The organism is Methanosarcina mangrovi, assembly GCF_052057765.1.
Taxonomy (GTDB): domain Archaea; phylum Halobacteriota; class Methanosarcinia; order Methanosarcinales; family Methanosarcinaceae; genus Methanosarcina.
This window is the reverse complement of the sequence record NZ_CP195120.1, coordinates 1,993,531-2,007,517: the sequence shown is the minus strand read 5'-3', so window position 1 is coordinate 2,007,517 and position 13,987 is coordinate 1,993,531. Positions and strand designations below refer to the sequence as shown.

Here is a 13,987-nt window from a genome sequence, read left to right as displayed (position 1 = left end):
TAAGATCTCAGGGTAGATCAGCAGAAAAAAACTGACTGTTTTTATTTGAATTCAAGCCGAATGATCAGGGAACCGGAATTGAAGGTTAAATTCCACCTGAACCTTCTTTTTCTTTAACTGATTCTAATTTTAATTTAAGTTGTCTTTGATAGATGTGACGCAATTTGAAAAAAGATAAGGGGGTAATCTCAACTATCCCGGCATACACGAATCTCCTGGACGGTATCTTTGTCCATAGCAGCTGATTTTCCTATTCCTATGTAGTCAGGGGTGCAGAAGTTTGTCATGAAGCCGCCATAAAAGGAGAGGAAATTTTTTGGCCAGAACAACTTTCTAAAAACATGTTTGTGCATTATTCATGTAAAACAGCGTGGCATTTTTTTGACATTATATAGTTGGCATTATAAAAATATCTTTTACCTGGGGCAAATTCCTAAAAAAATAGTGCTGTTGGAGTTTTTCAGTAGTGTACACTTTTTTGAGTTACCTATATCCCTTAATTTGGTGCTGGGAGATAGAATTCGAATCCGCTAAATTTACTAACCTCACTAACTCAAAACACCTCACCTCAACAATATTTATATGTGGGAAGGGTTACAGTACAGAAGGATTTTTCCAAACATTTTATATTACTCATAGGATTACTTGATATATCATGACATGCAGAGGCATGGCATTCGTGCATTAAAATTTACAACTGGAGAACGGATTTACAAATTAGAAGAAGGTCCTTTTAATGAAATACTGGCAGCCGAAATACGAAACAATGAATCCCGAAGAACTGAAGAGACTTCAGCTTAAACGCCTGCAAAACAGTACAAAGCTGGTCTATGATAACGTTCCTTTCTACAGGCAGAAATTCAAAGAGGCAGGAGTCACTCCCGAGGACATCAAAACCCTCGAGGACGTCCGGAAACTGCCTTTCACACGCAAAACAGACCTTCGGGACAACTATCCATTCGGGCTCTTTGCTGCAAAGAAGGAGGACATCGTACGCATCCACGCTTCCTCCGGGACCAGCGGAAAGCCCACGGTTGTCGGCTATACTGCAAAGGACATCGAGACCTGGTCGGACTTAATTGCCCGGAGCCTTACAATGATAGGGCTTTCAAAAGGCGACATTGTCCAGAATGCCATGAACTACGGCCTCTTTACAGGCGGACTCGGCTTCCACTACGGCGTTGAAAGAATGGGAGCCATGATCGTTCCCGCAGCCACAGGCAATACCGCCCGCCAGCTCGAAATGATGATCGACTTCGGGGTAACCGCAGTTCACTGCACTCCTTCCTATGCTTTCTACCTCGCAGAAACCGCAGAAGAGCTCGGCCTCATAGACAAGCTCTCCTTAAAAGCAGCGATCTTCGGCGGCGAACCCTGGTCGGAAAACACAAGAAAGCAGCTTGAAAAAAGGCTCAACCTCAAAGCCTACGACTGCTACGGCTTATCCGAAATGTTCGGCCCGGGAGTCGGTTTCGAATGCCAGGAACAGAACGGCCTTCACATCTGGAGCGATAACTTCCTTGTAGAAGTCCTTGACGAGAACGGCGAGCAGGTCGCTGAAGGCGAAAAAGGCGAACTTGTCCTGACCTCCCTCAATAAAGAAGGTTTCTGCAACATAAGATACCGCACAGGCGACATGACAAAACTTCTCGAGTCCGAGTGCGACTGCGGCAGGACAACCACAAGGATCTCCCGCCTTCTCGGCAGGGCCGACGACATGATGATCGTCCGCGGAATCAACGTCTTCCCCTCGCAGATCCAGGACGTTATCTCAAGAATCCCGGAGGTTGGCGAACACTTCCAGCTCATCCTCGACCGCAATAAACACATGCTCGATGAACTCACAATCGAAGTCGAACTCGAAGAAAACGCCTTCACCGGCGACCTGAAAGACCTCAAAGCCGTCCAGGATCATGTTCAGCGTGAACTCAAAGCCGTCCTCAACATCCGCACAAACGTCGAATTGCTTGAGAAGGGCAGCATCGAGAGGACTGCAGGAAAGGCAAAGAGGATCATTGACAGAAGACCTCAGCTCTGAGCCTTCGAGAAACTTTGAATTACTGTTCAGTAACTCAAAAAATCAGGGAATTCTAATTCTCTGAATTTACTAACTTTTTAACTAAGTTTATTAGCTTTTTTACTTTCCTTAAACTAAATTCAGACTTTTTTTACCAGGCAGCAAGACTAAAAATATTTCTTCTTAGAATGTCGAAGCTATCTAATAAAGCTCGAAGCTGTTTTTTTGCAAAATTCCTTCTATTGCAAAAATGAATGGAAATTAAAAACCTGTATTTAAAATTTCGCGATATGATCTTCGTCTTTAAAACGAAAAAATTTATCTTGTTTTAAAACGTTGTTAAAAAAAAGAAAGTGTAATTCAGATGTTCTTAAAAACAGTTATCAGGGAGAACACAGAGAAATCGGAAAGAAAAGTGAGCGGCTTCATCAACTATTAAAGAAAATATAATTTCCGTAAAGGGGGGGAACAAGTATGCGAGAAGCAAAAAACAGATCTATAAAATTTGGATTGACACACAATAATGCAGAAGAAAGCAAAAAAGCAATTGAAATTTGTGAGCTGGATCTTAAAAATTCCAGGGCAAGTGGAAATAGAAGGGAAGAGGGAAATAATCTTGGAAAATTGGGTTTGGCTTACAGCCATTTAGGAGAAATAAGAAAGGCTATTGAATATTTCCAGCAGGCAGCGGAGATTTTTAAAGAAATAGGCTACAGGCAGGGAGAAGAACTGGCTCTCGAAAATATGGGATTAGCCCATACTCGCCTTGGAGAGATAGAGAAAGCTATTGAATATTATGAACGGGCCCTGGAAATCTGCAGGGAAACAGGGGATATAGAAAGTGAAGGAACCGTTATCGGGAATTTAGGGATGACATACGCTTTTCTGGGAGAAAACGGAAAAGCAATTGAATTCTACGAGTATGCACTTAAAATCGCCAGAGAAACCGGTAATTTGACGGGAGAACGAAATAACATGGGAAACCTGGGAAACTTATGCTATCAGCTGGGGGAGGTAGGGGCAGCAATTGGATACTACGGTCAGGCCCTTAAAATCTCCAGGGAAATTGGAGATAAGCGAGGGGAAGGAGATCTTCTTCAGAACCTGGTATTAGCACATAATCGCCTGGGAGAAATGAAAGAAGTAGCAGAATATAGCGAACAGGAACTTGAAATCCTGATGGAGATGGGGGAAAGATGTAAAGAAGGACAAACTCTTGAAAGGTTAGGTTTGGCATATAGCTTTCTGGGAGAAAAAGAAAAAGCAATTGAATGTTATGAACAGGCACTCGTGATTTCCAGAGAATTCGGAAACCGGAGACAGGAAGAAATTATTATAGAAAAATTAGGGTGTCTGCAAGAAACAAAGAGAGCAGAGCGTTATTCGAGACAGAAAGCAGAGGTTTCAAAAGAGCTGAAAGAAAAAAACGGCTCTAAGCTATTTTGTGCGGGTCGAAAATAAATGCTTAGTTTGAAAGTTATCCGGCCAAAAGGAGAAATATAGAGTTTGAATTTGATCTCAAAAAAATCAAAAAAGTAGTTCCATCTCTCCCAGTTAAGGAATTTTCTTGCCTTAAAGCCATCGATTCTGTACCATAATATGTCTTGAGTTTAATTATTTACCTAAAATCGATACCTGCTCCAGCTCAAATTATCTGAATTCTTATGAAATGTTGTTCAAATATCGCATAGTTGGATACGAGGTCTGAAAGTTATATAAATGAAGGCTCATGTAAAAATAAGACTCATGTAAAAATAAGACTCATGTAAAAATAAGGCTCATGTAAAAATAAGGCTCATGTAAAAATAAGACTCTGGCTTTGTAGATATAAAAAATGAAGATATGTGTTTTCAGGTAACACATATCAACCAGAGCTTGAAACTACCTTAATATCCCATTTCTTTATTTATCTCAATTCTTTGGGTCGAATTTTATAGCCCTATCGTACACGATCTCTGAGTAGGCTGGCCCGGTTTTTGTTGTGTTTTCCAGGTAGGCTCTCCATGCAATGAAAAGCGGTTGATCCAGTTCGATACCATAAGCTCCACGACCATAAGGAACCTCGTAGCAGTATTGATCGTCTTCGCTGCAGTTCCTGGCTAGCTTGTAAACATACAGGTATTTAGCATTGGGATTGTCAGGAAGATATTCCTCAGCAGACCCGCTGAAATCTGCGTCTGTGATTGCTCTAACACCGTTCCACCCATCAGCTCCGTATATGCAGAAGTTCGAGTACGTCGCCTTTCCTGTGGCTGCATGATTGACCCCATAGACAATTATGAATTCACTGGAGTCGTTGCCCAGTGTAATTTCTGGCTCTTGCAAGAATGGATAGTACTGCGAGGTGTCAAAGAAAGGAGGTGTAGGCGAAGAGGCTGTCTGGTTTGCTGACCATAGATAAACTGCATCGTTGGTAGGACCTACACCATTGATTCCTCTCTGAATAGCATCACTCCCTATAGGAACTCCTTGACTGGTCGGAAGCTCTGTGGCATTTGACTCATTATATTTGTTGAGAATGGCAATCCTAAGCTCTTCGAGATCATCCATAAGGTTAAATTCTGTTTGCCCGGTTCCACGGACCCTCAGTTCCGGATAATCATATGGGTCAGGTTCCACAGTTTCGTTGGGAGTAATCCTGAAAACAGTTGCAGGTGGATTATTTATGTAATCGTCGCCAGCCTGCGTGTCATTAAATAGAGCTGGGCGGAAAAATAAGGCAAATGTATCGGAATCATTCTCCAGGCCCATGTTCAGCATGACTGAGGGCATCACCTGGGTATTAATTATATTGTCCGAATATCCTGCAGACTGGGCAGCGGCCCGGATGCGTTGATCAATGCCTCTGTCAGCAGTAAGGATTATTATTGTGGTTTGATTGAAAGGATTCCCGGAAGACCCGTTTGGAGTTCCTTCGGTTTTGATAACAAGGTTATTAATCGTATCTGCTATGTTAGCGAAGAGCCATCTCCTCTCGTCCCCAATTGTCCTGTGCATAATGAAACTGTCGTAGCTGAAGTACCTGCATTCCGGCGCCGTTCTTCCCACGAAAACAACAGCTTCATCAGGACCAAGGTTCCAGAAAGGAGTTGTATTCTCTTTTACTCCAAGCGTACTGGTTATTTGCTTAATTTGTTCATCTACTTCATAACCAGGTGCCGGTGGAACAAAATATATCAGATATTTTGTGGTGGGATTGTTTCCGTATGCAGAAGGCAGTACTCCTTCCTCAAATAGCTTGAGAAAATCAAAGTAACCCACTTCGCCTTCCTGTACGGTAAATCCATTCTGTTCTAAAGCCTGTTGAAAAGCTCCCGCGTCATACGTTTCATTCGCTGCGAAGCTGGTTCCTGTTAACAGTATAAAAGCAATGCCAAGTATTATAGCCATTATATATTTTTTCATATATAACCCCCAGCTTAATTTTTCATTAAATATATTAGAAACTTTGGTGGAGCGTTAATTAAACTAGGAGAGTTGATCTGTTGATTGTTCAAATGATTCCTTACTCCCATTCTGTTTTGACTTATCCCTATTTTGTAAAAATAATACCACAGAAATACCCAAAACGTATAACTAAACTTTAAAGCTCATTTTTCATGTTATATTACAAAAACCGATTGTAGATGCCGCTTTCAAAGATCCCGAGCAAGTTCCCTCTCGACGCCGGAGAGTGGCATTTCCCGTGGGGGCTGCAAAGAAGCTAAAAAAATACGAAGAAGCTGAAAAGTATGCGGAGAGGGAAATCATCTCGTAAATCTGGGGTTGGCATACAGTGATCTGGGCGAACCCAGAAAAGCAATTGAGTTTTTGAAACAATCCCTGGCTATAGGAAAAGCAATTGAAGACCCGAGGATAATTTGTTTTTGCGAGCAGAAATTGAAGGAACTTGAAGGGTCTGAAGATTGATTTTTGTTTTCTTTTTTTATTTTCATGGGAAAAGCCGTTTGCTTCGCAAACGGGACTGCTGCCTGGGAAGATGCAAATTTGAAATCCTGACATAAATTGGGAAGTAAATGAACAGTAACTTTCAACTCAGGCTACGATAATCAATAAAATTTACACTTCAAACCCAAAAAACGAGACGATGATTTTTAAAGCCACAAGCCAAGCAATAAAAATCCCTATAAAAACCCAGAAGTAGAATCAAAACCCTAAAACCAATAAACTATTAAGTAAACAACCACAAACCTTACCTGCAGTTTTTTCCTAATTTAAGTTTCTTAACAATCGTATTTTTGCTCAGCTTTAAAGGTGGAACTATGCCTCATATAATGGAATTGCTTGGAAAGACAAGAGTTGTCGTAAAAGATGGAAAGGTCATCGAAGTCGGAGAGCCTGAAGTTGATTGGTGTCCCCTTTTTGCCAAGATCCATGGGATCCAGAAGATCACCCCTGAAGAAGTTAAAAAGAATATGGAATTCAGGATCAGCGACTTCGGGATGTTTACGGAAAAGCGCAGGCTGGAACTCGAAGACTTTGTAGGGTTCGGAGCATCGGAAGTCATGATGACGGGCCTGAGCAGGGGTTTGCTTGACACAACAGTAACCGCCTGTGACGGAGCGGGGACAGTCATTTCCAACAACCCTACCCTTGTTCAGGGCATGGGAGGACGGATGTCCGGCCTGGTCGAAACCGAACCTATCGATGGCATCATAAACGGAATAGAAGAACGCGGCGGAATCGTGCTTGACCCCTCAACTGCAAAAATGGACCCTGTTGCAGGCGTGAAAAAGGCAGCCGAACTCGGGTACGAAAAGATTGCTGTAACCGCAGCTTTCGGTGAAACCGCAAAAGAGTTACGGAAGCTTGAAGCCGAACTCGGGCTTGATCTTATAGTAATTGGGGTACATGTTACAGGTTTAAACAGGGAAGAAGCCCAGGTCCTTGTGGAAAATTCGGATATCGTGACCAGCTGCGCTTCAAAGCCCATCAGGGACCTTGTAAAGCCCATCGCACAGGTCGGGACTGCAGTACCGCTTTTTGCCCTTACCCAGAAAGGAAAAGAACTTGTTATCGAAAGGGCAAAGGACATCAAAAGCCCGATTCTGATCAATACCATGGCCCTGCCTGTACTGCCTGAGCACAAACAGCCAAGGGATCTGATCTAAAACGAAATAAAAACGGCGTCAAAGCCTTTTTCATTTCCTTTTTCATTTCCTTTTTCAGTTCTTGCTCCTCTTTTTGCCTTCAAACAATCAGTCTGCAGTATTTTCTACGATAAGATTATATTTTTTAGAACTTATGAATGTTATAACTCTGAAAAGGTATTGTTTTAAGTTCCAGGGAAGATTAGATGAACACCATATCAAATGACAAGCCTGCCATAATGGATGACAAATCTGCCATAATGAATGACAAATCTATCATAGTGAATAATGAACATGTCATAATGAATGACAAGCCTGCCGTAGGAAATGAAAAAGAGAACAAAAACAGAACTCTTGAAGAGCGAATTATAATCGAAAAAAACAAGCTTTTGCGCTTTATAAGGGAAAGAAACGATTACATCAGAAATCTGCCTGAAACTGAAAAGAAAGCATTTATCGCATCAATACAGGACTTAAAGGAAAGTAAAAACAAAATAGAAAAGTTGTTGTTGAAGAAAGAAGTCAAAAAAGGCATTGATGACCTCCTTTTCTCTTTTGAAGACCTTCCTCTTTTCGGGAAAGAATACTGGTTTATGAAATTCACAGCCGATGACGGTTCCAGACGCCAGTTTTTTCTCACATTCGGCAGGAGCGCAGGGGATATCGAAGTCAACGGCAGGTATGTGGAAAACAGCAGGGTGGTTAACGATAGAACAGATGGATATTGCGTTGCCTGGGCATATGACGGGATGAAGATAAACCTCACGGATGACCCTGGGGCCATCGAAGTGGAAAATGATAGAGTGACCTGTTCCAGCAAAGATATGACAGCGGATTTCTATGGAGCTTTCCCGAAATATATGCTTGATATTTCAAAAAATGACGAAAAGGTCTGCTGTTTGGATATCAAAGAGCCGGCTGATGTTAATTACAACTCTGAGCTGTCTGAATTTTTCAGAGGCTTATTCGGGTACAGGTTCGCAAACCTCTACTTCGATTTCAAGGGTGAGCTGTTTGGGAAGGATTTCTCCGGAAAATGCTATGCTCAAAAAGTAATTGTCATCGGGCCGTTTATTCCCTGGAAGTGGTCGAGAATCATTTTCAAAAACGGGTCTGTCCTGACTTACTATATTCCGAATATCGAGATTATTGGGGTAGAATACAATATACACAACTCCATGGAATTTTACGATTCAGAGACCAGAAAGCTGCACCGCTTCAGGAAAGCAAAAGTGTACGAATACCCTTCGGAAAAAGGGAACAAACGATGGATCGTTACAGCTGAAGAGGGCCGAGTGTTCATGGTCACGAAGAGCTATTGTAAGGAGACTTTCAGTTTCACCAAAAATTTCAATTTCAGATACATAGAGAACCTTGTCGACGTCGTCGATTTCCAGGTTGAACTAGAAGATAGGGTCATAACCCTTGAAGGGACGGGCAGCGGATTGGGTATGGTTGAAGATACCTCAGGATTTGTAATCTGAATTTCGAAACTGAGTCAGAATTACCAACAGAAAAAAAATGTTTATTTGAGTATAAAACTATTTTTTACTCCCCTCACTGTGGAGGGGAAGGATAGACGTAGTACAGATGCCTGTGATCCGGGCCGTACATACTCATCTCAATTTTCAACCTGGTCATCAGAGAATTAGCTAACCTTCCAAAATAAATTAAAAAAGGTGAAAAGAAATTTAACCTATTCATAAATTTGAGAAAGTTACATATATGAGAAGGAACATTATGAAATATAGATTCTGCTTGGTTTGAAAAAGCAGAATTATGAAAGAATCCCAAAGGATTTGAACGCATCAGTGATTGAGAGAGCCACACCCCTAAAACTCTCAATCACACTCTTTTCTATTATATTTTATACGTATATCAAAGATTTAAAACAGATATTTTTCATTCCGAACTGATATAGAAGAAGCCTTGACCAGCTTCAATATTTTGTCAGGAGGGAATTGCCAATTTTGAAGCTGGTCATCAGATAAACAGTCATACATTATAAAAATTTTTTATGACAGTTCTTTGATTGTAAGTATAATTTGGGATGCTAGCGTTATTGTTCCAACTCCTCTAATTTCTAACTTTGTAACATATATAAATCAACATGTAAAAATGTTTTACTTGCTAATAAATTTGAGATACTTATATATACATAGACATAGTTAGGCAGAGTTGGGCATAATTAAACCGACGAATATATTAATTGAGAAAAATGGCAATTGAATGAAAACAAGGCAATAGTACAGAAACATGCCCAATAGTAGACAAGCACGCATCGTGATTGAATGGGGATATCCCAAATGCGGTATATGACCCTCCCCTCGAATTTGGGAAGAAAAAACCCTCTCCTTTCAATCATGATATTTTGCTTATATGAAAAGCGTTTTTTTCTCCCATCTCAATTTCCAACCTGACCATCAGATCACAGTAGTATGCAACTGCAACACTATAATAATTTTTCAGAATTATGTCTCGATATGCTCAGTCTAATATTACATTATTTATCTATAGATTCTATATTGTAATGGCAGGTTGAAGCTTTACAAAAACGATTTGAGCAAAAGTCTTCAAAAATAGTTAAATAGATTCAATCCCAAATGCCACCAGTCTAAAGAAATTAGTCTCTTACTTTAGTAATAAATTTCCCCTTTATACTGGAAAAGAAAGGCTCGTCTGAGAATTTAAAGGGCAAGAAAGCACATTTCAGAAAGTCTGTAAATTAATAGGATTAAACTTTTAACCCCATAATAATAAAAAAGAAAAACGCTTTATGAAAATAAAGCGTTACTTTTGCTTTTTGGGTTCTTATTCCGTAGTTACGCCATCAAATTTCGCTGGATTGGCTTCATCTTCTTCCTTTGTGGCACGCACGATTCCGTCCTTGTCAACAGGCGGCGAATAGATTGTATAGAATTTTAGAGGACCTGTTTTCAAAGTATTGATGATATTGTGCCGGGCACCTGCCGGCACCACAACCGCAGACCCGTTACCTACCTCGTATTCGTTACCGTTAACTATGCACTTCCCCTGTCCTTCTTCAAAGCGGAAAAACTGGTCGTCATTCTCATGCACTTCCATTCCGACCTCTTCCCCGGGCTTGAGGCTCATAAGTACCACTTGGCTGTGCTTTGCAGTATAGAGCACTTTGCGGAAATCGTTATTTTCCAAAGTGGCTTTTTCAATATTAATAGAAAATCCTTTCTTTTTATTATCTTCCATTGTTCCACATACATTTTCTTGCTCTCTAGCACTTACTGCAATCGCTGCCACTGACAGTAAAAAACAAACCACAAGCAAAATACTCAGCGTCTTTTTTATTCTATTAATTTGTGTTTCCATTAGTCCACACCCCAAAGTTATTTCAGAATGGATATCGTTGTTAGTGATATCCAATTATATTTGATTATTATTGGTGTATATTTAATATAGAGAAATATTATTTAGAACTAATATATAATAAATCTGAAATAAACCAACCTCATAACAAAAATTCTACTTTACCCATATATATTCAAGGCATATAAAAATAATAAAAATAATAATAAAATATTTTCCTAAATCAACCTCTAGTGTAAAATCTGTAGATATTCTAAAAGTTCTGTAATGCAGCTATTCTAAAAGTTCTGTAAAATCACAGTTCCCAAAAAATCACTAAACTAAATTAATAAGTATTCAGAAATTTCGCTTGTTTTCCCAGGTCAGCATCTGAAAGAGAGAAAAAGTACCTTTTTATCTGATTCCCCTTCATCGAAAAGTGTTTCCAAACACTTTTTTGTTTTGCTCTTTCCCCTTCACTGTGGAGGAGAAGGATAGGCATAGTACAGATGCCTGTGATCCGGACAATACATCCTCATCTAAATTTTCAACCTGGCCCCCAGATCACAGCAGTATGCAGCTACAACACTATAATATTTTTTCAGAATTCTACAAAGTTCCCTGACATCTATCCCATCATATACATATGTTTTCAGTCCGTGAAGTGCCCCACGGGCAAGTTCTTCACCGTAACCGTATCTGTGACTTTCATGTCCTTGATTGATAGATTCGTGAATGTTTCTTCCTACATTCTTTTAGTTTTTCTTCCAGTCTGTTTCGGGAAATGAAAAAACCAGACTGAGTTGCAATAGTCTCGAGAACTGTACACACGCTATCCGATAGCTCATACTCTACTCGTGAGGCAAGGAAAAAAGCAGCAATAACCCTTTTTCCGTATTTTACAGGGATTATTGCCATAGTTCTAAGATTTTCCTTTCTGAGTGCATCGTCTCTGGAGGTAAGAAGGAGATCTATATGCTGCTTGTAGACAGGTTGCCCTATCATAACGAGCCTGACATTTAGGGAATTTGCACTATAAAAAGAGGCATTCTCGACAAATGTAGGAGAGAAACCGCAATGAATAGCCAGAGTCATATCTCCGGTTTCTTCATCAACCAGGTAGATACCACCGGCATCGATTTCATCTATCTGAAGGCACGAGCCAAGCAGCCGATCGAGGGTTTCATCCAGGTAATTCGAAGTAATTAACTTAATTCCCAGGTCTCTCTGGATATAGAGCAGTTTCTCATTTCGTTTTCTTTCGGTAATATCCAGAACTATGCCTTTAAGATATTTTATGGCCCCATTATCATCGGCTTCGATACAGGTCCTTTCTTCAACCCAGCGTACTTCTCCCTATTTTGTCAGTATTCGGTATTCCTGAGAAAAATCAACATGATTTTTCTCAATCCTTATTGAAAGATCCCTTTCGAGCTTTTCAAGGTCATCCGGATGCACGATATTCCCATAAAGAATCTTTCCTGACATAAATTCTTCTACCGTATACTCAAACTGCTTTATGTTCTCAGAAACAAAATCTACAGGCCAGTATTTCTCTAGACGCCATAAAAAAATAATAGCCGGAGATTCATTGATTAATGAAACCAGTTCTTTTATCAATTCAAGCGCACTGCATAAAGCTCTCTTGTTAAGATATTCACAGGGCTTCTGCCTTCCATTATTTCCAAATTTAGCCGAACTCGAAGCTGCTCTAGTCATTTTATTCCCCATATAAAAACCTTTAGCAGGAGGCTATGAAAAAGTCCTACATATTTAATATTTTTGTTATAATTACATAGAAACATAACATAATTAAAAAAGATTGTGATTTGATCCTCATGAAACATCATGATAAAGAGACTCACTAGTGCTTGAATGAAGAAATATTTTAAGATGTAAATTCACAAAAAAATCAAATCTAAAGGGAAAAATATATAAGCCAAAATTGAACTGAGTTTTTTGTAGTAATATAAATCAAATTTATAATTTAGCTTCGACAGCTTTCCTGAATTCTCCTTGCATTCCGTATGATACTATAAATGGAAATGATCCCTAAGTATCAAAAACAGTGACCAGCTTCAAGGAGAAAATGAAGGCATCGTGCATGGAATTATGGGAGGCATATAGTCTTAAAGCTGGCAACTATTTATTGTCGCCTACTCATTAAATATTCTTTTAATCGCCTCTTTTGAAGATTAAACACATCTTAAATATGTAAGAAACAGTCAAGCTCTCTGAAAGTAAGCGAGAAATATCCAGTAAAAGACCATTTTAAGTATAAAAATAAAGCAAGCTTATTTATCGAATGCAGAGAATATTTAGTTTTGAAACTGGTCTACATAATAGAATAGTGTATATTAAAAAACTTTTCGGAAGAAATGAAAATTACGTTCATAATTATTTATTCAATCTTAGGGAGCAGGCAGAGAACTGGACTTGGGCCAGTTTTCAGCTTAAAATAGGAGAAACAAGGGTTTAAGATTCCAGTTACATTTCCAGTTTTCTCTATGTAATCGTTAGCTTTTTATGCACATATACTTTTTTATATCAAATTTTTTTCTAAAAAAGTCTGATTTGCACCATATTCACATTCACAAAATTTATGTCTTGTAACAGTATTTGACCTGTGCCAAGTTTGCATAGCTTGGAAAATCCATAAAAAACGAGATTCAGAATGGATTCATCTTCAATTCTTGCCACAAATATCTAAAATTAAGAGGAAAATCCCTTTCCTCTCAATTGGAACTTATTTGATATTTTTTAACGTAAACTGTTAAGTTTTCGGAATATTACTACACTTCCCCACAAATTATATATATTTTGGGATTATAATAGTTTATAATAAATTTTCATAGCTCAAAAAACGGAATGAACAATAAGAGCGGGTTAGATTCAATCCCCATACCACGCCACCACACTAAAATAGAGAGGAAAAACCCCTTTCCTCTCAATCTGACTCTCTCTACAACTTATTTTTAACAAGACCTTTAAGCCTGAAAAATAGATATTTTTTATCCAGAACAGATCCAAATGAGGCCACTGAGTAAATTAACTCTCTGAGTGATGTCATCAAATACGTTGAGGACAAATGTCCAGGATAAACAGACATTATCTTGATAGGGAATCTTAATGCCGATGGATCTTATTTCAATGAAAAGTCACGCCTATTACAGAGTTGAACCTGCATCCGTTTTCACGGCAGCGTCTCAAGTAACGCCATCTTCTGAACCAACTCCGACACCGAACTCAGCTAACGCAGAATATCAGGGTAACCCGGACAGTAAGGTTTTCCATGAAGCTGGATGCCGTTATGCACCAAAAATCAGTCCGGAAAGTCTAGTCATATTTTATAGTAGAGAGGAAGCTATAGCAGCCGGATATCGGCCGTGCGAAGTGTGTAATCCATGAGGGTTCTATATCTATCTTCTCATTTTCTTTTTTGTATTAAGATCTCAGTTCCGCAGCTAACCTGTAAGCCGGCGTGAGTTTATATGCCTTGAAGCATTTCCTTTTTGCCTGGGAATCTGGACGCTGGGACTGGATACATAGAAGATTAGAG

General features: G+C 39.5%; 10 protein-coding genes. 6 read left to right on the top strand and 4 right to left on the bottom strand.

Annotated features, from left to right (window positions below; genetic code table 11):
- Positions 1-736: 736 nt before the first annotated feature.
- Complete coding sequence (locus ACSAZL_RS09110) at positions 737-2,038, top strand: phenylacetate--CoA ligase family protein (protein WP_440948361.1); 1,302 nt, start codon at positions 737-739, stop codon at positions 2,036-2,038.
- Positions 2,039-2,491: 453 nt separating this feature from the next.
- Positions 2,492-3,478 carry a tetratricopeptide repeat protein gene (locus tag ACSAZL_RS09105; RefSeq protein WP_440948360.1) on the top strand — a complete coding sequence of 329 codons (987 nt, stop codon included), beginning with the start codon at positions 2,492-2,494 and terminating at the stop codon, positions 3,476-3,478.
- A 450-nt stretch (positions 3,479-3,928) separates the two neighbouring features.
- Here ACSAZL_RS09105 and ACSAZL_RS09100 read toward each other — a convergent pair whose 3' ends face one another.
- A complete protein-coding gene (locus tag ACSAZL_RS09100; RefSeq protein ID WP_440948359.1) occupies positions 3,929-5,407 on the bottom strand; it encodes a hypothetical protein in 1,479 nt (492 codons plus the stop codon).
- 375 nt (positions 5,408-5,782) lie between these two features.
- On the opposite strand from ACSAZL_RS09100, the gene ACSAZL_RS09095 reads away from it, so the two are divergent.
- From ACSAZL_RS09095 to ACSAZL_RS09085, 3 genes are all read left to right on the top strand, one after another.
- Positions 5,783-5,926, top strand: a complete 144-nt coding sequence (locus tag ACSAZL_RS09095; RefSeq protein WP_440948358.1) for a tetratricopeptide repeat protein — start codon at positions 5,783-5,785, stop codon at positions 5,924-5,926.
- Between the two features lie 353 nt (positions 5,927-6,279).
- The gene (locus ACSAZL_RS09090; RefSeq protein WP_440948357.1) at positions 6,280-7,128 is read left to right on the top strand and encodes a methanogenesis marker 8 protein; all 849 of its coding nucleotides are present in this window, start codon (positions 6,280-6,282) and stop codon (positions 7,126-7,128) included.
- Between the two features lie 185 nt (positions 7,129-7,313).
- Positions 7,314-8,591 carry a hypothetical protein gene (locus ACSAZL_RS09085; RefSeq protein ID WP_440948356.1) on the top strand — a complete coding sequence of 426 codons (1,278 nt, stop codon included), beginning with the start codon at positions 7,314-7,316 and terminating at the stop codon, positions 8,589-8,591.
- A 1,327-nt stretch (positions 8,592-9,918) separates the two neighbouring features.
- Here ACSAZL_RS09085 and ACSAZL_RS09080 read toward each other — a convergent pair.
- The 3 genes from ACSAZL_RS09080 to ACSAZL_RS09070 all read right to left on the bottom strand — a co-directional run bounded on the left by ACSAZL_RS09080 (position 9,919) and on the right by ACSAZL_RS09070 (position 12,147).
- Positions 9,919-10,452, bottom strand: coding sequence for a cupin domain-containing protein (locus ACSAZL_RS09080; protein WP_440948355.1), 534 nt, complete (start codon positions 10,450-10,452; stop codon positions 9,919-9,921).
- A 684-nt stretch (positions 10,453-11,136) separates the two neighbouring features.
- Positions 11,137-11,568 carry a GAF domain-containing protein gene (locus tag ACSAZL_RS09075; RefSeq protein ID WP_440948823.1) on the bottom strand — a complete coding sequence of 144 codons (432 nt, stop codon included), beginning with the start codon at positions 11,566-11,568 and terminating at the stop codon, positions 11,137-11,139.
- A 216-nt stretch (positions 11,569-11,784) separates the two neighbouring features.
- Entirely contained in the window at positions 11,785-12,147 is a 363-nt protein-coding gene (locus tag ACSAZL_RS09070) for a PAS domain-containing protein (RefSeq protein WP_440948354.1), read from the bottom strand.
- A 1,410-nt stretch (positions 12,148-13,557) separates the two neighbouring features.
- Here ACSAZL_RS09070 and ACSAZL_RS09065 point away from each other — a divergent pair.
- Positions 13,558-13,836 (top strand): Ada metal-binding domain-containing protein, encoded by a 279-nt coding sequence (locus ACSAZL_RS09065; protein WP_440948353.1) that lies wholly within the window; start codon positions 13,558-13,560, stop codon positions 13,834-13,836.
- The last annotated feature ends 151 nt before the right edge of the window (positions 13,837-13,987 follow it).